The following is a 21043-nucleotide window of genomic DNA, read 5'->3' on the forward strand; positions in this document are numbered from 1 at the left end:
ATCGCTAGTGCACGGTCCCAGCCGGGCTCGGGGTGGCGTCCCCAGGCCCGGCCGGGTGGGCCGCGGCATGGGCGCGCGGCAGCCGGACGTGGAAGGTGGAGCCCTCTCCGGGGCGGCTCTCCACCGCGATGCGGCCCCCGTGCGCCTCCACGATGCGCCGGGCCACGGACAATCCGAGCCCCACCCCCGGGGCCTTCTCCCGGGCCCGCCCCGTGCGCCGGAAGGGGGCGAAGAGGGTGCGCAGCTCCTCGCTGGAGATGCCAATCCCCCGGTCCACCACGCTCAGCACGGCCTCCTCGCCCTCGCGGCCGACGATGACGTCCACGCGGCTGCCGCCCTGCGAGTACTTCAGCGCGTTGCTCACCAGGTTGTGCAGCACCTGCTCCACGCGGGTGGCGTCACAGCTCAGGAGGACGGGCTCCTCGGGGAGGTGGAGCCGCAGGTCATGCGAGGAGCCACCGGCCAGGTACAGCTCCACCACGGAGGTGGCCAGCTCGCGGACATCGCGCTCCTCGAGGCTCAGCTCGAAACGGCCGGCCTCGATGCGGGTGGCGTCGAGCAGGTCCCCCACCATCCGGTCCAGGCGGGCCACCTGGCGGCGCACGAGGGCCATGGTCTTCTGCATGCGCTCCTCGGGGATGGGCCGGCCGGAGGTGACGAGGGCGGCGGACATCTTCAGCGCGGAGAGGGGGTTGCGCAGGTCGTGCGCCACCCCGGCGAGGAAGGTGAGCTGCTCCTCCTGCTGACGCGCGAGGGAGTTGGCCATCTCGTTGAAGGTGCGGGCCATGTCGCGCAGCTCGACGGGGCCGGACTCGGGGGCGCGGGTGCGCTTGCGGCCGGTGCCGAAGCGGCGCATGGCGCGGCTCATGTCGAGCAGGGGGCGGAAGACGAAGCGGCGCATCCACCACAGCAGCGAGCCCCCGCCGAGCACCAGGAGCGCGGCCACGCAGATGCCGCCCAGGTTGGCGAGCTGGTCCCACCGATCGGCCTGGAGCTGGATGCCGCGGGCTTCGTTGACGTTGAAGACGACGAGCCGGTCCAACACGGCGAGTGCTTCCTCCAGGCGGGGGACGAGCTGGCGTGAGGCCTCCACGGGGGGCAGGTTCGCGACGCTCTCGCGAGCGAGCAGGTAATTGGAGATGGTGCGCTCGGCCTCGGAGATGAGCGCCTGCTCCTCGGACGACCAGGCGTTGCGGCGGGCCTCGTCGAGGTGGAGCCGGAGACCGGACTCGATGGCCGCGAAGGAGCGCGGGGAGTCCGCGGGGATGCGCAGGAGCGAATCCGACAGGCGGTAGAGGCTGAGGAGATCCACCTGGAGGGCCTCGGCCAGACGGACGCCCTCCACGGCACTGCCCATGCTCTCGGTGGTGCGGTGGAGGTAGGTGGTGAGGATGATGAGCGAGGCGGCGCCCGCCAGGGCGAGGGCGGCGAGCATGGCGATGGCCGCGGTCATGATGCGATTGAGGCTCATGACACCTCCCGGCGGAAGGAGCGGCCGAGATGCGGGACGTGGCGAGCGCTGCGAGGGTCCACGCGATTCCTCCCGGGGAGACGGAGGGCCCGCGCCCTCCCTTCTCAGCAACACGAAGATGTGTCCGGAAGAAGCGGCTTCCCCATGCCCGGCTGGAGGGGAACCGTCGAAGCGGAAGCGAGGAACCGGGCGGGCCCCTGCTCCGCGCGCCGGATCTCAGGCGCCGAAGCCGCCGAGGGCGGTGCGGCTGAAGCTGGCGGCGCCCTGGCTGACGCGGACGGCGGACTGGCTGAAGACCTGGAAGGCCTTGCGGATGTCCTGGGCGCTCTGGCCTGGGGTGAGGATCCACTTGTCCTCGATGCCCATCTCGCGGAAGACCTTGCGGAAGTCGGTGCTGCCGTCGTCGATGCCCATGCCGGCGACGATGTGGTTCTCGGCGCGGCGCAGGTCGTTCACGAGCGCGGCGACATCGCGGGGGCGGGAGCTCTGCGAGTGGCAGTCGGCGCCATCGGTGATGAGGAGGGTAACGGTTCGGGCGGAGACGCCGTTGCGGGTGAACTCCTGGGCCTTGGCGAGCACGGTGCCGAGCAGGACGACGGCCTGGTCATAGAGGGGCGTGCCCTTGTCGGGGTCGTAGTTCTTGGAGTGCATGCGGACGACGTCCTCGAGGGGCCGGAAGGGATTGAGGACGAAGCCGTTGAGGTAGCGGGTGTGGAAGAGGATGCCGTCCTTCTGCTGGGAGGAGAGGAGGGCATCGAGGACGAGGTTGTGGCCGTCGCAGACGGTGCGGGAGTGGCCGGCGTGCTGGATGGAGCCGGAGTCATCGGGCATGACGGTGACGAGGACGACCTCGGAGGCCTGGACGTCATCGACGCTGATGCCGAGACCGGCCTGGATCTGCGCCCCGAGGTCCACGACGGTGAGGGCCTGAAGGGCCTGAGGACTCAGAACCCCTTCTGCGTGAGCGGCCTGGAAGAGCTGAGAGACATTGGCGCTGGAGCTGTTGCCATTGTTGGATTGGGAACTCATCTGAACCTCCGTGGAAGTCCCTCTCCCTCTGGGAGAGGGTCGGGGTGAGGGTGTCGAGGAACCGTGTGCTGCCTACGAGATCCGGAGATCCGGCCACGAAGCGAGGGGATCCGTGGACTTCACCAGGTGCATCCCAGCATCCGCGAAACGCTTGAGCGCCGACTCGGCCTGGGGAGTGAAGTCCGCGGCGAAGCCGCCCTTGCCATCGGGGACGGTGACGGCGGACATGCAGTCGGTGAGCAGGTACACCTTGCGAGCGAGGGCGGCGTCCTGGGCGAGGATCTCCCCGAGCAGGTCATCGATGGAGCTCTTGACGCAGTGGCTGGCGGCCTGGCCGGCGATGACGACGGCATCGGCGGTGAGGAGGGTCTTCAAGAACTGGGTATTGCGCTGGGCGAGGGGCTGGCCGTCGTGGCGGGAGAGGACCTCGGGGCGGAGGACGGAGTAGTTCTCGGTGAGCGGATTACCACCCTTCACCTCGGCCCAGGACTGGGCGCCGCGAGCGAAGGAGTGGAACAAGCGGGCCTCCTGGACGACCCCGGCGATGGCATGACCCTCACCGCCGAGGAGGCAGTGAGGAGGCCAGAGGTAGAGGGTGTACTTCCCGGCGCGCTCGAGCTCCTCGCAGTAGTACTTCACCTGCTTGAGGAGCCAGGGGTAGTTGCCCCCGCAGAGCCACCTGGCCATGGCGGGATTGGGGCGGACCTGGCCGCGTTCGATCTGCTCGCGAGTGATTTCGCGGTAGGCGGTGAGGGGCTGGTCATTCTGGTCGACCCAGAAGGACGGGAAGAAGATCTGGTAGGCGAAGTGGGTATCGAGCGTGGTGGTGACGTTGGTGAGGGCGCCGAGGTTCTTGTAGATGAACTCGGCGATGCGGCGGCTGTCGTCGATGGCGCCGCGGCCGGAGCGGCCGGCGACGTAGAGGGAGCCCTCGGGGAAGCAGAAGTCCTTCTGGACGTCGATGAGGAGCAGGTGGAGGTTGAACGAGTCGGTGGCGGAAGCGGAGAGGCCGTGAGCACCGCGCCAGGCCTGGGCCTCGGACTGGAGGGACATGGCGTTGGGGCCGTAGCCGTAAGCGGCGGCGTTGGCGGGCTTGTAGAACGACGGAAGCGGCAGCTCCTTCAGCTTCGACTGGGTCTTCATGGTGCAACCCTCCTGGATGGAGCGGCTCGCCGCGCCACCCTTCGTGTACCGACGACACCAATATGGTGTCAGAACAACACTAAGTCAAGTCGACGTGGAGCGATTCGAGGCGGGCGACCAGGTACGGGAAGGTGTCAGGTCATCCGCGAAGGGGGGGATGAGCAGGTTGACCTCCGCGGCAGGTGTGCTGTCGACGAGTGACAACCGTCGCTCCCTCAGTGCTCGTGCTACCGTTCAGGGCAATGAAGGCATTGGCACTGCCCGAGTTCATGTTGGAGCGAAGGCCAGATGACATCCTGTGGGATGTCGTCGAGCAGCATCTGGAAGAGACCACATTCTTCTGGAGCCAATGGGAACGAGGCCTGGTTGCTCCTGACTACTCACTCACGGAGCTCGCCGAGAGAGTCGAGGAGAGGCTGCACGCCCACCTGCAAGGTCTCATCTTCGGTGGGAGACCCGTGGCGGAGAGACTCCTGCGCCCTGTTCTCGAACTGCCGGAAGACGAACTCGATCCACCGCAACTGACAGCCGCAGCCCTTGCGCTCCTGGAGGGCTGGGACGACACGCAAGCCGAGGCAGTCGTGGCCCGCTTCCAGGAATGCGGGGCGGCTCAGCGCGCCGCCATCCAGCGGGCCTTGGAACGGGCCACGCGCGAGAACATCATCACCCGTCTGGTGCCTCTGCTTGGAAGAGCCGAGCCAGACCTCCAGGCGGCCGTGCTCGAAATCGTGGCCTTCCGAGGAGAGAAGCCGGGCTTCGGTCTCGAGCACCTTCTCACCAGCGAGGAGCCACGGCTGGTGGCGGGAGCACTGCGTATCGCGCGCACCCAGCCAGCCCGTACTCTGAAACCGGAGTTCCTGCGCCGCCCGCTCCTCTGGCCTGAAACACGAGACCTCGCCCTCGAGGTGGCCGTCATCCATGGCGACCAACGAGCATGGCCGCTCTGTCGGGAGCTCGTGGCCACGCGTCGACCCGAGAGCAGGACCGCCATGGTCTTGCTGGCCATGCATGGAGGCAGGAGCGAGCTCGAGCTGCTCCTGGACTGTCTCGCGATACCGGAGCAGCGGAGAGATGCCCTGTGGGCACTTGGATTCAGCGGACACCTCGAGGCCGTCGCCGCCTGCCTGGAGCTCTTGAACGATACAGAATGCCGCCGGCTGGCCGGCGAGGCCTTCTCAGCCATCACCGGACTCGAACTGACGGAGCAGTTCGCCCGCGAGGAACAGGAGGAGCCGCGAGAAGAGCCCATCCCCTTGGAAGAGGAGAGACTCGATGAGGACCTCCTGCCTGCCCCGGAGGCAGCGATTCCTCTGCCGGAACCCGAAGCGATACGAGCCTGGTGGAAGGACGCACGGCGCGACTTCAGCCCCGGCACACGCTACCTGTACGGAAGCCCCTTGGACCGGGAGAGCCTCTTGAATGCCCTGGAGACGGCCCCCATGCGCAGACGGCACGTCCTGGCCTTGCGACTCGCCATCGAGAGCCGGGGAGAACTGCAGCTCAACACCCTGGCCAGTACGTCCAGGCAACTCCAGCAACTGGCACGAGCGCGGGGGAGGCACGTGTGAGGCTCGACAACCTGACCTCGCTTCAAGCGGGGGTGTCCATCGCCACGGACAAACACGGCTACGAGCACGTGCTCGTCGTCGCGAAGGGCACGTTCGACCTGCGCGATGACGGAACCTGCGCTCTCGCCCAGCGGCAGCAGCCCTTGGTGAAGGCCGACGAGTACCACGGCGAGCCGGGCCTGAGCAGCGTACGGATGGAGTGCGACTTCTCACTCCGAAAGCCGCGCACGGACGTGCTCCTCCTCGGCCATGCGCACGCGCCCCAGGGCAAGCCAGTGACCTCGATGACGGTGGGAATGCGGGTGGGATCCCTCCGCAAAGCCCTCCAGGTCTTTGGAAACAGGGTCTGGGAGAGGAACCTGCTCGGAGGGCTCCGCCCTTGCGCACCAGAGCCTTTCCTGAAGATTCCCCTGCTCTATGAGAGGGCTTTCGGAGGCATCGACCGCAGCCATCCGGATGAGCGCCAGCACGCCTTCGAAAACGCCAACCTCCTGGGTGTGGGCTTCCATTCCCGAAGCCACGGAGGCATCTCGGGATCCGCGCTCCCCAATCTGGAGGACCCGGCTCAGCTCATCTCCCATCCCACGGACAAACCGCGGCCCATGGGGCTGGGCTTCATCAGCCGCAACTGGGAACCCAGGCGTTCGTACGCTGGGACCTACGACCAGAAGTGGTTGGATACGCGTTATCCGTTCCTGCCCCTCGACTTCGACGATCGCTACTTCCAGGGAGCGCCCGAGGACCAGACCTGTCCCTACCTGCGGGGAGGGGAACAGGTGGTCCTGGCGGGAGTGACACCCGAAGGGCGGCTCCAGTTCTCGCTCCCGGAGATGACCGTGCCCATCACACTCCACTACCGGTCGGGCGCCCAGGAAGTGCCGAGCATCATCGATACCGTCGTCCTCCTTCCGGACGAGCGGCGCTGCCTTCTCGTCTGGCGGTCCACCACGCGGCTGAAGGGCAAGCCGACCCACCTCTTCGAAGTCCAGGTGGGCACGACTCCCGGCAGACAGCGAGCGAAACAGACCGGGAAGCGCTACATCCGCTGGTCTGGAGACGCGCCATGAGCACCCTGGACACATCGGCCCCCGGAGCCAGGCTGGTGGTTCAGGGCATCGGCATGGTCTGCCCCGTGGGATTGGATGTTGCCGCGGCCAGCGCGGCCGTGCGGGCTCGCATGCCTCGGTTCAACACGCTGCCCTTCCATGACCAGAGGAACCAGCCCATCACCGGCGCCTCCGTCCCGGAAATCGTGCGCACACACCAGGGCTATCGACGGATGGTCCCCCTGCTCGTGCGAGCCATTGGCGAATGTATCACCAGGCGCGAGCGCGCCGGTGAAGCGGTCCCACGGTCCGTGACGCTGTTACTCGCTATCGGGGGGCCGGCCAGGCCGGACCATCCGCTGGACATGGAAGAGCGGCTCATGCGCGAGCTCCAGGAGCGGCTTGGCTTTCCCCTCTCCCGCTCGTCACGCGTCTTCGCCCAGGGTCCTTCTGGCTGTTTGCGCGCGCTCGAGCATGCGGTCCAACTGCTGGCACGTCGTGAGTGCGACGGCTGCATCGTCGCGGCGGCCGACTCACTGGTGGGCTCGCGAGCGCTGTCGTGGCTCGAGCAACAGGACAGGCTGAAGACGGAGACCAACTCGGACGGGGTGATTCCGTCAGAGGCCGCGGCTGCGCTATGGGTGGCGCGCCCGGGACACTCCCTCCACTCGCTGCTCGATATCCAGGGACTGGGCTTCGCCGAGGAGCCCTCCGCGAAGCAGGAGGACGCGCCAAAACTGGCTGAGGGACTCGCCCAGGCCATCCGCCACGCGCTGGTGGACGCACGCAGGACGCTCCGGGACGTGGACTTCCGCGTGGGAAGCGTGACGGGTGAACGTGAGGCCTTCATGGAAGCATCCACCGCGTTCGCTCGCCTCATGCGCGAGCCACGGCCCACCTTCCCTCTGTGGCTACCCGCCGAGATTCTCGGTGATGTGGGCGCTGCCCTGCCGGCCTGCATGCTGTGCATCACCGCGTTCAGCATGGCGCATGGGTATGCGCCAGGACGTACCGCCCTCCTGTTCGTCTCGTCGCCAGGGCCCGAGCGCACGGCTTGCGTCGTCGCCACTCCCCAGAAAGGAGCCTGATGATGGGAAACAACGTCTTCGCCAACGGCCGCTCCATCTCGTGCAAGGCGGGCTCAGGAGCAGTCACCGCCGCCTTCCCAGACGTGTGCCTGTCGCCTCCCGGACCACCGGCGGGCCCCGTGCCCCTTCCCTATCCCCTCTCGTCCGCCTCCTCGGACATGACCGGGGGCAGCAAGAAGGTGGAGATCTCCGGGAAGGAGGTCATGCTCCGGGACAAGTCCTACTTCAAGAAGTGCTCGGGAGACGAGGCGGCCACGAAGTCCTTCGGTCAGGGCGTCATCACGCACCAGCTCTCCGGCAAGGTGTACTTCGCCTCCTGGTCCATGGATGTCCTGTTCGAGGGGCAGAACGTCGTCCGCCACCTCGACATGACGACCTCGAACCATGCGAGCCAGCCTGGCAACGAGTCCGTGCCCATGGTCCAGGTGGAGTCGATGACGGTGGCCTCACAAGGACAGGCCAACTGCCCCGAGGTGCTCACCCGATTTCCCGTGGAGACCTACGGGGAGCAGAAGAAGAAGTCGGAGGGCGTGTACAAGGGAGCGCAATCGCACCATGTCATCATGAATGCGCACTTCCAAAAACCCCGTGGTGTGACGGTGGTCAACTGCCCCGGCTACACAGAGGACGCCGCGCCCTGCATTCCCCTGGATGATGGCACCGACCCAAGCACCGCTCACGGCCGGGTCTCACGGATGCAGAAGGAGCGGATGCGCTTCTACCGGCAGCGCTACAAGCAGCACGGAACTAACGTCTCCTATGCGGAGGCACGTCAGGACTCCATGGCTCAGCTGACCGAGCCTTCCCCCGGGCCTGGCCTGACGCGCGAGGAAGCGGAGTGCATTCTCATCGAGGTGGACAAGAAGTTCGTTCAAATGTGCGGAGGAACAGGAGACCTCGTTCTCCGTCCGCCTGGGCCCTCGGGCTGGAAGCCCCCGGCCATCCCTGACACCGTACCAGGAGAGGGTGGAGCCCTCTGATTCAGGAATCAGGACGGCCCGCCGCGAAGGAGCGAACACATGAGCAACCAACCAGATCATCAAACGAGTCTCATCAGCATCGTGGGTACCCATCCAAGGGATCTCCAACTGCTGGCGAATCTGGCCCCGCCAGTGGATGACCCTGAATCCATCTTCTCCGTTGTCGGCTCACTGCAGCATGAGACGCCAGTGACCTGGACGAAGATGTACGAGGCCGAGGCGTGGGTGACCTCCATGATTCGCTCGCCCACGGGCCGACTGTATGCGGTGGACATGGAGGGACAGCTTCACTCCACGGATACGGCGGGCAAGTGGACGACGCGGGACCTGGGCTGCCCTGATGGGCTGATCGACCTATGGGTCGCCTCGGACGACGAACTGTTCGCGGCCGGAGACCAGGGAGATCGCGTTCATTTCTCCAAGGGCAAGGTGGAGTTGGTTCGAGATCCCACGAACCGCCGCCTGAACGCGGTCCATGGATGCGCTCCCAACGACGTCTACATGGTTGGCGACAAGGGAGCCATCTTCCAGTACCGGGACGGGCAGTGGGCGGAGATGGAGCCTCCGACCAACTACAACCTGCTCACGGTGCTCTGCATATCCCAGCAGGAGATCTACGTAGCGGGTGCGCGAGGCATGCTCTTCCGAGGTTCTGGTAACGACTGGGAGCAGCTCAAGGCACCAGATATCAACATCAGCAGCCTCGCCTGGTACCGGGGTGCGCTCCATGCCGCTGGAGGAAAGGATGGCGTCTTCCGACTCGAACCGCACGGCCTCGAGCAGGTGAAGAACCTGACCCTGTATCGCTTGCGCACGATTGGAGACCACCTCTTCGGTCTGGGAGGCCGGCTCGTCGCCCGCTTCGATGGCACGGGCTGGTGGGGTGGGCCGTTGAATCTGTAGCTGCATCGGCGACAGGGCCTCTCCCTGGCCTGGCTATCGGCCTCACGTCATGCGCAGGGCGGTGATGTCCTGGCGGCGGACGACGGTGAGTCCGTGCCGGGTGAGGAAGAGGCGGCTGTCGGCATCGACGAAGGGCTCGGTGTCGGGGAACTCGCGAACCACGTCGAGCCGGCCCTGACGCAGCTCCACGCGGACGAGCCCCGCGTCGGTGGGCGCGAACAGGGCCTCGCCCGAGGCGCACTTGCCTCGCACCGAGCCGAGCCACGAGCCATCCCCCGCCTCGCCCTTCGCGCTGGCCTTCACGGTGCCATCCGCGCCCACCACGACGCAGTGATTCACCGTCCGGCCGCCCGTCTCCTCGGCGAGGAAGAGCCAGCAATTCGTCCCATCGAACACGGCCTCCGCGTCCACCAGCCGGCCCGAGGGCCACGGCAACGTCAATCCATCCCGGAGTCCCGGACGCTCGGCATCGAAGACGAACGCGCCACGCAGCGAGCCCGCGCGGTGGAAGCCGAGCCCGAACCGCGGCCCCACGAACAGGCGTGTCTGTCCATCGAGCACCTCGCCGAGCCGCTCGGGACCGAAGTCTCCATCACGCCACAGGGCACCAGCGTGGGCCCAGTAACGGTGACGCGCATTGGCCGCGAAGGCCGGGCGCTGCTCGGGAGCATCCACGCCGAGCCGCTCGGGGCGCTGGCCCGGAGCGAGCACCGCGAACTCTCCGCCCTTCCCCACCAGCGTGACGGCGCCCTGCAGCGCCCAATGCAGAGAGGGATCCAATCCGCCCTGGAGCACGGCCGAGCCCTCCTCGCGCCGGTACGCTCCGTTCGCGTGGAAGAGCCAGCGCAGCGTGCCGTCCTCGACGCAGGCGTGGAGGATGACCCCCTCGGTGGTGAAGAGGCGGGTGGCCACCACCTGGCCGCGCACGGTGGTGACGGGCGTGGTGGTCAGGGTCGCGCTCGGGCGGCACGTGGGGCACGAGGCCCGCGCGTGCTCCACTCCGCACGACGCGCAGACGGTGAAGCGCAGCGAGTCCAGCAGCGGCAGCGGAAACGGCCCGCGAAGGTCCTCGACGAACACCCGGTGCAGGCAGTGCAGCAGGTCATCCGGGAGCACACCGAAGGGCGTGGCCGGCTTGGGGTACTGGACGTCCGGGTGGAAGACGGTGATGCGCTGGAGGACGCGAGCGGTGGGCGTGGCCTTGGGCGTGGGAGGCTTCGGGCGGTGGATGCCGCCATGGGGCCCCACACACAACAGGCTCTGCATCAGCGCGACGATGAAGGCATACCAGTCACTGTCCGGGGACGCCGGGCGCGAGGGCATCAATCCCTGCGTCGAGCCCCCCAGGCGCAGCGGGTCCAGGAACTTCTCGGTGAAGACGGGAGAGAGATAGCGCCCGAACTGGAAGCTGTCCGCGTCGATGAGCCAGGCGTCGTTGCCGGTGACGAGGATGTTGAGGTCGTTGAAGTCACCCACCACCACGCCGCTGCCGTGGAGCGCGGAGAGCGTGTGGTGCAGGCCGCGGAAGAGCTCGGCGACGCGAGCGGACGGCACACCGGCGCGGCGGAAGGCCGGGTCCCCGAAGCGGCGCAGGGGCTCGGCGCCCTCGAGCTTGCGCATGGCGTAGCCGAGCAGCGTCTTGCCCTGCTTGTCGGTGGCGAGCGTCTCGGGAGACACCACCCGCGCGGGCAGGGGCCGGGGAAAGGCGGGCAGCTTGTGCTGGTGCTCGGCGATGCGGGACCGTGCGGCGGCCTGCTCCTGGGGGAGGTTGTCGTAATCGGGGTGCTCGGGAGGCTTGAAGAGCTTGAGGACACGCCCGTCCCCCAGGTCGAAGACATCCGCCTCGCCTCCCTTGCCGAGCGCCTTCCTCGGGTCCAACCGGAGCCTCTTGCCCTCGAGATAGACGTCCATGGCGTCAGGCCCTCCCCTGCCGGCGGCGCAGGACGACGAGCGTGGTGTCATCGGAGAGCAGTCCGGGCACGCGCTCGAGTCTGCGAGCGGGGAAGTCGGCGCGGACGGACTCGCGGTTGAGCAGCGCGAGGCGGCGGCGCAGCGCGTCCGGGTTGGAGAAGTACCGGCCGTCACTCCAGAACTGCGAGAGCGGGCCCACGGGCTCCTCGCGCTCGGGCACCCGCGCCTCGGCGAGGCCCACGAGGTCCGACACCCCATCCGTGCCGAGCAGCAACGAGTCCACCTCGGCGGTGGGCCGCAACGTGTTGGCCTTCAACGACACGGCCCCCGGCTTCAGCAGCCCATAGGCGAGGTACGGCGGCGCGTTGTTGGGAAAGGGCCCGAGCCGGTGCACGTCCCCATTGAGGGCCCAGAGCCCATCGCCCGCGGAGAAGACGAGCGTGTGCTCCGGGGTGACGACGGCGCCCACGACGGTGAAGAGGAGCGCCTCGCCGATGGCCCGCTCACCCAGCTCTCCGGAGATGGCCTGGAGGAAGCACAGCACGTCCGCACCCAGGCGCTGGAGGAACTCGGGGGACTCGACGGGCACCTGCCTGCCCAGCAGCGAGAGCGCTCCCTCCACGACCCGGCGGGCCCCCAACTGCGCGCCCAGCTCGCTCTGCGCCCCACTGCCGCACCCGTCCGTGACGACCGCGGCCAGGCCGTGCTCGCTCGCCCGGGCCCAGAAGGCGTCCTGGTTGTTGCGTCCGGCTCGGGCGTGCTCCCGGCCCTGCACGGTGGCGGCGGCGAGCTCGAAGGACAGCGCGGACATGACTCTCCTCTCCCAGGTGGGCCTGGCGGACCTCGTGTTCTACGGAAACCAAGTTAGTGTCCGAAAAACACGAAGTCAACCCGATGGCCCGGGTGGGGAGGAGGACTACAGTTCGAAGTTGAAGCCGGCCTTCTCCAACTGCTTGTACTTCTTGTGATCGAATCGGTAGAGGCGCGCGGCGCGATGGGAGACGTCCTGCTCCACCTCGTCGAGCTCCTCGAGCAGGTCCATGGCGAGCAGCTTCTTGCGGAAGTTGCGCTTGTCGAGCTCGCGCTCCAGGATCTTCTCGTACAGGCGCTGCAGCTGGGTGAGGGTGAACTTGGGCGGCAGCAACTCGAAGCCGATGGGCTGGTAGCGCACCTTGCCCTTGAGGCGCTGGTGGGCCGTGGCGAGGATGTCCGCGTGGTCGAACGCCAGCTTGGGCACGTCATAGACGGAGAACCAGGCGGCCTCCCGGGCGTCGGTGGCGGCGTGCACCCGGTGGTCCGACAGCTTCACCAGCGCGAAGTAGGCCACGCTCACCACCCGGCCCCGCGGGTCCCGCTCCGGCGCGCCGAAGGTGTAGAGCTGCTCCAGCAGGTTGGGACGGATGCCGGCCTCCTCCTGCAGCTCGCGGCGCGCGGCGTCCTCGAGCGACTCGTCCATGCGGACGAAGCCTCCGGGCAGCGCCCACCGGCCCTGGAAGGGCTCCACGCCGCGCTTGATGAGCAGCACCTTCAGGTCCTCGTCGTCCAGGCCGAACACCACGCAGTCCACCGTCAACGACGGGCGCGGGTACTCGTAGGTGTAGCTCACGGGGGTTCCTTTCGTTCCGTTCTGCTCACCGCATAGTGTTGGGTGGACACTCCGTCAAGCGGCGGGGATGTACACCCTCACCCCGGCCCTCTCCCAGAGGGAGAGGGAATCTGCGTCCGGCGGAAGGTCTCCGGGCTCATCCCCCACCAGCGCTTGAAGGCCCGGTGGAACGTGGCCGGGTCTCCGTAGCCCAGCAGGAAGGACACCTCCGCGATGGACATCCTCCGCCGCAGGTAGTTCTCCGACAGCTCGCGCCGTACCGTTTCCAGGATGCCCGCGTAGCTCTGTCCCTCCTCGGCCAGCTTGCGCTGCAACGTGCGCGGCGGCAGGTGCAGCGTCCTCGCCACCGCCTCGAAGGTGAAGTCCCCTCCCGACAACGTGCGCCTCACCTGCTCGCGCACCCGCTCGGTGAGGCTCGCCGTCACCGGCAGCCGCGAGAGCTGCCGCTGCGCCTGTTTCTCGAACATCGCGTTGAGCAGCGCATCCGCGTGGACGAAGGGCAGCTCCGCGTCCGCATGGGAGTACTCGATGTCGTTGTGGGGCGCGCCGAAGACGAGCGGGCAGGCGAAGAGCTCCTCGTGCTCGCGGAGGTCCGCGGGCGCGGCGTGGACGAAGCGCACCTGGAGCGGCCGCACGTCCACCCCCGTGAAGTAGCGCATCCCCAGGGCCACCTGCACGAGCGCGACCTCGGCCATGTGCCGGTGCGCCGGCCGGTACGGACCCACGGGGGTGAAGCGCATGCGCACCCCGCGCTCGGTGTCCTCCACCCGGAAGCGCTCCCCGTCTCCCCAGACGCGCTGGTAGCGGCACCCACGCACCATGGACTCCTTCAGCGTCGCGCTCGTGAGGATGACGAGCCCGGCCGCGTCATCCGGGTCCACCTCGCTCATGCGCGCCATGTGCAGGCCCAGGTTGTCGTCCCCCGTCACCTCCACCGCCCGCTCCAGGAGGGTGTCGAGCACGGTGTAGGGGATGCGCAGCTCGGGGTCGTCCAGGTCCTCCAGGCGCAGGCCCACCTCGCGGCACAGCGCCTCGACGGGCACCTGGTGCTCGGCGGCGATGTCCAGCGCCTGCCGGACCAACCGGGAAGAGAGGGCGGCAGGAGGAGAGGAGGACGCCATCGCCCCCCGGGACGCTAGCGAGCGGCTGGCGCCCGCTGCAAGCCGTTCTGGCGCCAGCGGCCAGTGCGGAACGGCGGCCCGGGTGGCACCTTCCGCCCATGAACGAGTCCACCTCCACCGCCCTCATCCCGCGCCTGCACCTCTTCGAGCTGCTCGATCAGGACTGGTACCCGCACGCCCTGCGGGACCTGGGCACGGACTACCTCCACACCGTCAGCGAGAAGACCGGCGCCTTCGATGCCGCCACGGAGGTACTCGCCCGGGGCCTGCGCGCCTCGGAGCGCCAGGAGCTGTTGGACCTCGGCTCGGGAGGCAGCGGCCCCCTGCCCCGGCTGTGCCGCATGTTGGAGAAGGAGCAGGGCCTGAAGCCGCGCGTGGTGCTCAGCGACCTGTACCCCACCGCCAACGCCGCCGAGCGGGCGCGCGCCCATGGCGTCGACTACCTGGAGCGCTCCGTGGACGCCACGCGGGTGCCTCCGGAGCTGCGCGGCATGCGCACCCTCTTCAATGCCCTGCACCACTTCCGGCCCGAGCAGGTCCGGCAGGTGCTCGCGGACGCGCAGGAGCGCAACGTCCCCTTCGCCGCCTTCGAGGTCATCCGCCGCACGCCGATCGGCCTCCTCACCATGTTGCCGGTGCCGTTGATGGTGTGGCTCTTCACCCCCTTCATCCGCCCGCTGACGCCGCTGCGCCTGCTGCTCACCTATGTGTTGCCGGTGGCGCCGCTCGCCAGTTTCTGGGACGGGATGGTGTCCGCCCTCCGGGCCCACCGCCCCGAGGAGCTGCGCGCCATGACGGCCTCGCTCGCCCGCGAGGGCTACACCTGGGAGGTGGGCGAGGTGAAGCGGCCCGGCAAGCCCACCGTCACCTATGTGCTCGGGTTGCCCGCGGGCTCGCACTCGGGGCGGTAGCGCCCGCCCCTACTTCAGCACCAGGGAGTCCGGGCCCCGTACCTCGGTCCAGTCCTCCGTGGCGAACGCCTCCGACATGCCCCGCAGCACGGCCTCCCGGTTGAGCACCGCCTTCTTCGGGAAGTCGAACTCGATGCCCGTGATGCCGCTGCGCCAGGTGCTGAACTGGTGCCGGGGCTCGGGGACGTCCCGCTTCATGAAGAGGAAGATCTCCCAGGGCCGGCCCGGCACGCGGTAGCTGCCCTCGACGACGTCCGCGTCCTCGCCCAGGGCGGTGTCGAAGCTGAGCTCGAAGCGCCGGCCCAGGTGGGCCTCCTCGGGCTCGAGCCGGCCCGTCGGTTGGAGGCTGGACTCCAGGAACGAGGCGTAGCGGTCCAGCGCGGGGAAGTAGACGCAGTAGCCCCACTCGGTCCACTCGCCGCGCATGTACACGGCCGGATCGCACCAGATGACCGTGCCGAGCTGCCCGGTGAACTCCCTGCACCCGGGCCCCTCGGCCACCACCGAGACGACCCCGAACCGGCGGATGGCACTCCCCTTCTTCTCCAATGGCCCTCCTCAGGCCACGAGACGCTGGAGTTGCCGCCAGTCCACCAACTGCACGGACTCCTCGGCCAGGTCGAACTCCAGCGAGCGGCGCAGCCCCATGATGTCACCCCCCATCTGGAAGGGCACGTCGCGATCGAAGTCCATGCGCAGGCGCTCGACGAAGAAGTCGTGCATCTTGGGCATGGGGTGATGGCCGCGCCACAGCCGGCGCATGTTGAGCGTGGCCTCGGTCACCCCGGCGCCATAGACGCGCACGGACAGCCGGTGCGGCACCGCCTGGGCGAAGGGGAAGGCCTTGAAGCCGAAGCCCCACTCGGTGGTGGTGGCCGCTCCGGCGACGCCCACGGGGCCCTCGTAGAGCAGCGCGCCCGTCTCGCCGTGGGGCAGGGGCACCACGAGGCCGTGCTCGTCCACGGTGAGCGCCGGGGCGCCCAGGTTGTACACCTTCACCTGCAACTGGCCCTTGCCGAACAGGTGCCGGGGAATGGTGCGGGTGAACAGGGCGCTCATGTACCCGCGCAGGCCGGCGTTGGCCTCGCGCAGGGGCCCGGCCGGGAACGTGGACAGGTGGTCCTTGAAGTCCTGCAGCGCCTCCGAGTCCCAGCCCGTGCCGGCGAAGGGCGCCACCCGGTTCTCCAGCCGCACCAGCGAGAAGGGGCGCAGGGGAGGCAGGCGCTCGCCACAGGCGGCCAGCTGGCGCAGGGCCACGGCGGGCCTGGGCGCTCCGGTGACGCGGGCCCACGCATTGCCCGTGCCCAGCGGCAGCACCCCGATGGCCGGCAGCGCCACGCCCTGCAGGCGCAGCTCGTTGAGCAGCCCGGTGATGGTGCCGTCACCGCCTCCGGCCAGCAGCAGCGTGGGCGGGTTGGGCCGCAGCTGCTCGGAAATCCACGTCCGCGCCTCCTCCAGCGAGCGGGTGAGGGCCAGGCGGGCCCGGGGGAAGAAGCGCTGCACCATGCCGCCGATCCTCTCGGAGCCCCGGCGTGCGCGCAGATTGACCATCACGGCGATGTTCATGGCGGTGTCACTCTCCCCAAGCCATGTCATGGTTTCGTCATGGCGGCTCGACCCGGCGGTCATCTTCCAGTGAAGGACACATGAGGGGTTCCCCTCACTCCCGGGGGGCGAGTGCCCTGTGCCCCCACGCTGTGGCGTGCCCGTGACGGGCGCAAGCCGGGCCGCCGGTTCCAGTGTTGGGAGCCTGAATGGCGCGGGTCCTGGCCGTCACGGCCCCGTTGGCAAGATGGAGATGACGCGGAGCGGCGCAAAGAAGCCCTGGTCCGTTCTCCCGGGGGGCGGGCGAGGTGGCTCCCGTCACGAGGACGCACCGTCCATGATCGGGACGGAACTGGGGACGCACGAGGCCGTGAGCCCTGGGGCACGGACGCGGGACACCGTGATGGGTAGGGAGCCGGAGTCCCGCCCAAAGGTGCGGAATGACTGCCTTCTGGCGCACGGTGGGTGGGTTGTGGGCGTGGCGTGACGGCTGGTATCTCGGCGGCCGGAGGCCCGGTGGCCGGCGGAACGGACCCTGCAATCGCGCCCCGACATCATGACCTTCCTCAACAACTCATATTCGATGGTGGTGCTCGCGCTGGTACTCGGCGGCGCGGCGGGAGCGGCCCCACGCCGTGTGGTGGTGTCCAGCGGCGACTGCAGGGACGCGGAGCTCAGTGGCCACACCAAGGCGTTCTACGACCGGCTGGTGTCGCGTCCCGGGGAGAACGTGCTGGGCGCGGCGGAGTTCGCCGAGCGGCTGTTCCCCCAGCCCTCCGGCAGCTTCGAGGACATCAAACGGCAGCTCGAGGCGGCGCAGGGCCAGTTCTACGAGGCGCGTCATGCCAAGGCGGCGCAGGCCATCGACGAGGTGCTCCGGCAGGTGACGCGCCTGCCGCCGGGCGAGGGCCGCTGGAAGCTGTACGTGGACACGCAGCTGCTGCTGGCGATGAACCAGCGCGCGCTGGGCAAGGTGAAGGAGAGCGACGACGCGTTCCGCAACGTGCTGCGGCTGGAGCCGGAGTACGCGTTGGACCCGGACTACTACACGCCGTCCACGCGGCAGGCCTTCGACAAGCTGCGCCGCGAGCTGGCGCGGGGCCGGAAGGTGAAGCTCTCGGTGAAGTCCAACCTGTCGCCCTCGGAGGTGTTCCTGGATGGCCGGAGCGTGGGGCAGACGCCGCTGGTGCTGGAGGTGCCCGCGGGCACGTATGACTTGAGCGTGAAGAAGGGCGAGGCGCTCAGCTTCCCGCGCCAGTTGCCGGTGCAGGGCGTGGAGACGCCGGTGCTGGTGGACCTGGCGTACGAAGGCGCGGTCTCGGCCAGTCCCTTCCCGTGCCTCGCGTCGGATGGAGAGGGAGAGACGGAGCTGTCCCACGCGGTGCGCCTGGGCGGCACGCTGGGCGTGGAGGAGGTCATCGTGGTGCGGCTCGAGGGGGCGAGCAGCGGGCCGAAGTGGCTCGCCGCCACGGTGCTCAACGTGGAGGGAGGCCAGAAGCTGCGCGAGGGAGGCGTCAAGGCGCAGGGGCTCGACGCGCCGTCCGAGTCGCTCTCCGCGCTGGTGGACTTCGTCACCACGGGGAAGGATCAGCCGAGCCTCGTGGTCGCGACGCCCAACCACCAGCCGCCGTGGGAGCAGCCCTCGGTGGAGATGCTGACTCCGGAGGTGACGGCGAAGTCCGGTGGCTCGGTGCGGCCGCTGCGCGTGCTGTCCTACGTGACGCTGGGCGCGGGCGTGGCGGCGCTGGCGGGCGCGGGCTACATGCGGCTGTCCCTGGAGCCCGAGTGGCAGGAGCTGACGAATCCGGCGAACGGGCACCTGGTGGACGGGAAGCTCGACGGCAACGACACCCGGGGCGTGCAGTTGCTGCGCAACGTGGCGCGGAAGCACGACACCATGGTGGGGCTGCTCGTCGGCTCGGGCGCGGCGGTGGTGACGGGGGCCGTGCTCTTCTTCCTCTCCCCCAACGAGGCGCCTCCGCCGGTATCGGTGGGCGTCACGGCGGGCCCGGACGGCGCGGGCGCCACGCTATCCGGAACGTTCTGACCCACCAGGACTCGGAGTGAAATTCAGTTCTTGACCCGCTCTCCTGATTATTCCAGTTTCTCCGGTTGAACCCCCTACAAGGAGAGTCGGGATGAAGAAGCTGACGCTGATCGCCGGAGTGCTGACGCTGGTGCTGGTGGGCTGTGGCCCCGTCGAGAGCGAGACGGCGGACACGGGCGCGGAGCAGACGGGCACGGCCACGGCCGCGCTGACCACGTATCCCGAGTGTTGCTCCGCCATCCCCAACTCCGGGTACACGGAGGCGTTCTGCGACTCGGTGGCGTACTCGCCGGGGCGCTGCAACCAGGTGTGGAGCGGGACGGCGTGCGCGTGGAACAACACCAACTGCCCGGTGACGTGCTGCCAGCCCAAGAGCGGCAGCACCGTGTCCTGGAACTACTGCAACAGCTACGCGATCTCCGCCGACCGCTGCAACGCGGTCAACGGCGGCACCACCTGCGCCTGGACCTGCTGAGCACCGCGCCCGCTCCGGTTCCACGGGCTTGGGAGGCGCACCGCCTCTGGTACGTTCCCGCGGCATGAACGTCCTCCTGGCCCTGCTGTTGGCCGCGAGCGCCACGAGCGCTCCGGCCCCCCGCACCTTCCGCGTCGACTACTTCCACACCGGCAACGCCACCGAGGAGCGCTTCAGCCTCGACCGGCTCGTGGTGGAGCCGCTGCCCTGGCCCGGCCACCCGGCTCGCGGCGTGGATGAGACCAACCTCGGCAAGTACCTCTTCGAGGTGCGCGATCGCGCCACCAACCGGCTGCTGTACTCGCGCGGCTTCGCCTCCATCTACGGCGAGTGGGAGCAGACGCCCGAGGCCCGCGAGGTGAACCGCACCTTCCACGAGTCCCTGCGCTTCCCCACCCCCGAGAAGCCCGTGCAGGTGATTCTCAAGAAGCGCGCGAAGGACAACTCCTTCCGCGAGCTGTGGAGCTTCACCGTGGACCCGAAGGACATGTTCGTCGACCCGGCCCCGCCCGCCTCGCCCGGCACGCTGCTGAAGCTGGTGGACAACGGCCCGTCCGCGGACAAGGTGGACTTCCTCATCCTCGGCGATGGCTACACCGAGAAGGAGCGCGCCAAGTTCGAGAAGGACGCCCGGCGCCTGGTGGAGTTCCTCTTCGGCTTCTCGCCCTTCAAGGAGCGCAAGCAGGACTTCAACGTGTGGGGCCTCATGCCCGCCGCCCGCGAGTCCGGCATCTCGCGCCCCTCCACCGGCATCCACCGCGACTCGCCCGTGGGCTCCACCTATGACGCCTTCGGCAGCGAGCGCTACGTCCTCACCTTCGAGAACCGCCGCTTCCGAGACATCGCCGCCTTCGCGCCCTACGAGTTCGTGGAAATCCTCGTCAACGGCAACACCTACGGCGGCGGAGGCATCTTCGGCCTCTACAGCACCGTGGCCGCCGACAGCCTCTGGGCCCCCTACGTCTTCGTCCACGAGCTCGGCCACCACTTCGCCGGGCTCGCCGACGAGTACTACACCTCGGACTCGGCCTACGCCCCCGCCGAGGAGCGCGTGGAGCCGTGGGAGAAGAACGTCACCGCGCTCAACGACCCCGAGCAGCTCAAGTGGAAGCACCTGATGACGTCCGGCACGCCGCTGCCCACGCCCTGGCGGAAGGACGAGTACGAGCAGCACGCGCGCGAGGTGCAGCAGCAGCGCCGCCGCATCCGCGCCGAGCGCCGCCCCGAGCCGGAGATGGACGCGCTCTTCACCTCGCAGCGCGACTGGGAGGAGAAGTTCCTCGGCCAGCAGCAGTACGCCGGCAAGGTGGGCGCCTTCGAGGGCGCCATGTACGAGGCCCGCGGCTACTACCGGCCCCAGGTGGATTGCGTGATGTTCACCCGCGACCGCGTGCCCTTCTGCTCCGTCTGCCAGCACGCCCTCACCGAGGTCATCGACCTGTACGCGGGCCCTCGCACGGGCAAGGGCCCGAAGACGGCTCCCTGAGGCAGGCCGCTCGGGTCCGTGAGCCGAGACCCCGGCGGGCAGGGCCTCCGTCCCCTGCCTGCTGCCGCCCGGGTTGTACGTCTCCAACCTGACAGGGAAAGGAGGCGGACACACCCATGGCCATGATGCAAAACATGGATACGACGGAGTCCTGGTCTGGTGAGGGCGTAGGAACGAGCGTGGAGTCCTTCCTCGCGCATATCAACCGCGAGGTTCCCGAGTACTCCCCGACGGAGGTGGCGGATGCGGTGATGAGCGCGCTCTGCGAGCGGCTCCCCGGTGGGCTGGTGCAGGAGCTCCGTGAACAGTTCCCCGAAGGCCTGCGCCGGCTCTTCGAGCGCAGCTGGAAGGAAAGGAGTGCTCCCGCTCAGAAGTTCGACAAGGACGACTTCTACCTGGACATCGCCGAGCGGCTGCAGGTGGAGCCCGAGAACGTCCGCCTCGTGCTCCACGTCTTCTTCGGCTCCCTGCATTCTCAAATCACCGAGAAGCTGGCGCAGAAGATCCGCTCGGAGATGCCTCCCAACATCGCCGGCACCTTCGACGCCGCCCGGCGCGACGCGGACCTGCCGCGCTAGTGGACTGTCCGACAAGTTTTTCAACATAGTCGAGACCACAGGGTAGGTTGGGTGGAGGAAGAGACCGGATAAGTTGGGTGGATGAGGAGACGACCGCCGCATCTCCTCCACCTTTCGCCTGGGGAAGTGGCCTAC

The 21043-nt window shown here is 68.5% G+C and carries 19 protein-coding genes; 10 read left to right on the top strand and 9 right to left on the bottom strand.

The window, feature by feature from the left end; all coding sequences use genetic code 11:
* Window positions 1-4: 4 nt before the first annotated feature.
* The 3 genes from VFZ09_RS24975 to VFZ09_RS24985 form a co-directional block, all read right to left on the bottom strand.
* On the bottom strand, window positions 5-1471 hold the full coding sequence (locus VFZ09_RS24975; RefSeq protein ID WP_329730156.1) for a HAMP domain-containing sensor histidine kinase: 1467 nt from the start codon (window positions 1469-1471) through the stop codon (window positions 5-7).
* A 216-nt stretch (window positions 1472-1687) separates the two neighbouring features.
* On the bottom strand, window positions 1688-2500 hold the full coding sequence (locus VFZ09_RS24980; protein ID WP_329730157.1) for a hypothetical protein: 813 nt from the start codon (window positions 2498-2500) through the stop codon (window positions 1688-1690).
* A gap of 72 nt (window positions 2501-2572) precedes the next feature.
* A complete protein-coding gene (locus VFZ09_RS24985) occupies window positions 2573-3643 on the bottom strand; it encodes a cysteine hydrolase family protein (RefSeq protein WP_329730158.1) in 1071 nt (356 codons plus the stop codon).
* A gap of 197 nt (window positions 3644-3840) precedes the next feature.
* Here VFZ09_RS24985 and VFZ09_RS24990 point away from each other — a divergent pair, with 197 nt between their 5' ends.
* Genes VFZ09_RS24990 through VFZ09_RS25010 form a run of 5 tightly spaced genes read left to right on the top strand, consistent with a single transcriptional unit; the run spans window position 3841 to window position 9228 of the window.
* Window positions 3841-5211: a TIGR02270 family protein gene (locus VFZ09_RS24990; RefSeq protein ID WP_329730159.1), complete on the top strand. Its 1371-nt coding sequence runs from the start codon at window positions 3841-3843 to the stop codon at window positions 5209-5211.
* Complete coding sequence (locus VFZ09_RS24995) at window positions 5208-6278, top strand: DUF2169 domain-containing protein (protein ID WP_329730160.1); 1071 nt, start codon at window positions 5208-5210, stop codon at window positions 6276-6278. The genes VFZ09_RS24990 and VFZ09_RS24995 overlap by 4 nt, the downstream gene beginning before the upstream one ends.
* The gene (locus VFZ09_RS25000; protein ID WP_329730161.1) at window positions 6275-7345 is read left to right on the top strand and encodes a hypothetical protein; all 1071 of its coding nucleotides are present in this window, start codon (window positions 6275-6277) and stop codon (window positions 7343-7345) included. Before VFZ09_RS24995 ends, VFZ09_RS25000 begins: the two co-directional genes overlap by 4 nt.
* On the top strand, window positions 7345-8325 hold the full coding sequence (locus VFZ09_RS25005; RefSeq protein ID WP_329730162.1) for a DUF4150 domain-containing protein: 981 nt from the start codon (window positions 7345-7347) through the stop codon (window positions 8323-8325). Before VFZ09_RS25000 ends, VFZ09_RS25005 begins: the two co-directional genes overlap by 1 nt.
* 39 nt (window positions 8326-8364) lie before the next feature.
* Window positions 8365-9228, top strand: a complete 864-nt coding sequence (locus VFZ09_RS25010; protein ID WP_329730163.1) for a hypothetical protein — start codon at window positions 8365-8367, stop codon at window positions 9226-9228.
* A gap of 42 nt (window positions 9229-9270) precedes the next feature.
* On the opposite strand, the gene VFZ09_RS25015 is transcribed toward VFZ09_RS25010, so the two are convergent.
* From VFZ09_RS25015 to VFZ09_RS25030, 4 genes are all read right to left on the bottom strand, one after another.
* Window positions 9271-11139 carry a hypothetical protein gene (locus VFZ09_RS25015; RefSeq protein ID WP_329730164.1) on the bottom strand — a complete coding sequence of 623 codons (1869 nt, stop codon included), beginning with the start codon at window positions 11137-11139 and terminating at the stop codon, window positions 9271-9273.
* Window positions 11140-11143: 4 nt separating this feature from the next.
* Window positions 11144-11950 carry a protein phosphatase 2C domain-containing protein gene (locus VFZ09_RS25020; protein WP_329730165.1) on the bottom strand — a complete coding sequence of 269 codons (807 nt, stop codon included), beginning with the start codon at window positions 11948-11950 and terminating at the stop codon, window positions 11144-11146.
* 105 nt (window positions 11951-12055) lie between these two features.
* On the bottom strand, window positions 12056-12745 hold the full coding sequence (locus VFZ09_RS25025; protein ID WP_329730166.1) for an NUDIX hydrolase: 690 nt from the start codon (window positions 12743-12745) through the stop codon (window positions 12056-12058).
* Between the two features lie 77 nt (window positions 12746-12822).
* A complete protein-coding gene (locus VFZ09_RS25030; protein WP_329730167.1) occupies window positions 12823-13866 on the bottom strand; it encodes an AraC family transcriptional regulator in 1044 nt (347 codons plus the stop codon).
* A 98-nt stretch (window positions 13867-13964) separates the two neighbouring features.
* Here VFZ09_RS25030 and VFZ09_RS25035 point away from each other — a divergent pair, with 98 nt between their 5' ends.
* Window positions 13965-14777 (top strand): hypothetical protein, encoded by an 813-nt coding sequence (locus tag VFZ09_RS25035; RefSeq protein WP_329730168.1) that lies wholly within the window; start codon window positions 13965-13967, stop codon window positions 14775-14777.
* A gap of 9 nt (window positions 14778-14786) precedes the next feature.
* On the opposite strand, the gene VFZ09_RS25040 is transcribed toward VFZ09_RS25035, so the two are convergent.
* Entirely contained in the window at window positions 14787-15326 is a 540-nt protein-coding gene (locus VFZ09_RS25040; protein WP_329730169.1) for a hypothetical protein, read from the bottom strand.
* Window positions 15327-15335: 9 nt separating this feature from the next.
* Entirely contained in the window at window positions 15336-16343 is a 1008-nt protein-coding gene (locus VFZ09_RS25045) for a diacylglycerol/lipid kinase family protein (RefSeq protein ID WP_329730170.1), read from the bottom strand.
* A gap of 535 nt (window positions 16344-16878) precedes the next feature.
* Between VFZ09_RS25045 and VFZ09_RS25050 the strand changes: the two genes are divergently transcribed.
* The 4 genes from VFZ09_RS25050 to VFZ09_RS25065 all read left to right on the top strand — a co-directional run bounded on the left by VFZ09_RS25050 (window position 16879) and on the right by VFZ09_RS25065 (window position 20908).
* Entirely contained in the window at window positions 16879-18369 is a 1491-nt protein-coding gene (locus VFZ09_RS25050; RefSeq protein ID WP_329730171.1) for a PEGA domain-containing protein, read from the top strand.
* 91 nt (window positions 18370-18460) lie between these two features.
* Complete coding sequence (locus VFZ09_RS25055; RefSeq protein WP_329730172.1) at window positions 18461-18844, top strand: hypothetical protein; 384 nt, start codon at window positions 18461-18463, stop codon at window positions 18842-18844.
* 64 nt (window positions 18845-18908) lie between these two features.
* Window positions 18909-20330, top strand: coding sequence for an IgA Peptidase M64 (locus tag VFZ09_RS25060; RefSeq protein WP_329730173.1), 1422 nt, complete (start codon window positions 18909-18911; stop codon window positions 20328-20330).
* A gap of 116 nt (window positions 20331-20446) precedes the next feature.
* Window positions 20447-20908 (top strand): DUF2267 domain-containing protein, encoded by a 462-nt coding sequence (locus VFZ09_RS25065; RefSeq protein ID WP_329730174.1) that lies wholly within the window; start codon window positions 20447-20449, stop codon window positions 20906-20908.
* Window positions 20909-21043: the final 135 nt, after the last annotated feature.

Source organism: Archangium sp. (assembly GCF_036277355.1).
GTDB lineage: Bacteria > Myxococcota > Myxococcia > Myxococcales > Myxococcaceae > Archangium.

Excerpts from the sequence above, each read along its gene's own strand:
- VFZ09_RS24975 (WP_329730156.1), bottom strand. The coding sequence starts at position 1,471 with ATGAGCCTCAATCGCATCATGACCGCGGCCATCGCCATGCTCGCCGCC.
- VFZ09_RS24980 (WP_329730157.1), bottom strand. The coding sequence starts at position 2,500 with ATGAGTTCCCAATCCAACAATGGCAACAGCTCCAGCGCCAATGTCTCT.
- VFZ09_RS24985 (WP_329730158.1), bottom strand. The coding sequence starts at position 3,643 with ATGAAGACCCAGTCGAAGCTGAAGGAGCTGCCGCTTCCGTCGTTCTAC.
- VFZ09_RS25000 (WP_329730161.1), top strand. The coding sequence starts at position 6,275 with ATGAGCACCCTGGACACATCGGCCCCCGGAGCCAGGCTGGTGGTTCAG.
- VFZ09_RS25005 (WP_329730162.1), top strand. The coding sequence starts at position 7,345 with ATGATGGGAAACAACGTCTTCGCCAACGGCCGCTCCATCTCGTGCAAG.
- VFZ09_RS25010 (WP_329730163.1), top strand. The coding sequence starts at position 8,365 with ATGAGCAACCAACCAGATCATCAAACGAGTCTCATCAGCATCGTGGGT.
- VFZ09_RS25015 (WP_329730164.1), bottom strand. The coding sequence starts at position 11,139 with ATGGACGTCTATCTCGAGGGCAAGAGGCTCCGGTTGGACCCGAGGAAG.
- VFZ09_RS25020 (WP_329730165.1), bottom strand. The coding sequence starts at position 11,950 with ATGTCCGCGCTGTCCTTCGAGCTCGCCGCCGCCACCGTGCAGGGCCGG.
- VFZ09_RS25030 (WP_329730167.1), bottom strand. The coding sequence starts at position 13,866 with ATGGCGTCCTCCTCTCCTCCTGCCGCCCTCTCTTCCCGGTTGGTCCGG.
- VFZ09_RS25035 (WP_329730168.1), top strand. The coding sequence starts at position 13,965 with ATGAACGAGTCCACCTCCACCGCCCTCATCCCGCGCCTGCACCTCTTC.
- VFZ09_RS25045 (WP_329730170.1), bottom strand. The coding sequence starts at position 16,343 with ATGAACATCGCCGTGATGGTCAATCTGCGCGCACGCCGGGGCTCCGAG.
- VFZ09_RS25050 (WP_329730171.1), top strand. The coding sequence starts at position 16,879 with ATGACCTTCCTCAACAACTCATATTCGATGGTGGTGCTCGCGCTGGTA.
- VFZ09_RS25055 (WP_329730172.1), top strand. The coding sequence starts at position 18,461 with ATGAAGAAGCTGACGCTGATCGCCGGAGTGCTGACGCTGGTGCTGGTG.
- VFZ09_RS25060 (WP_329730173.1), top strand. The coding sequence starts at position 18,909 with ATGAACGTCCTCCTGGCCCTGCTGTTGGCCGCGAGCGCCACGAGCGCT.
- VFZ09_RS25065 (WP_329730174.1), top strand. The coding sequence starts at position 20,447 with ATGGCCATGATGCAAAACATGGATACGACGGAGTCCTGGTCTGGTGAG.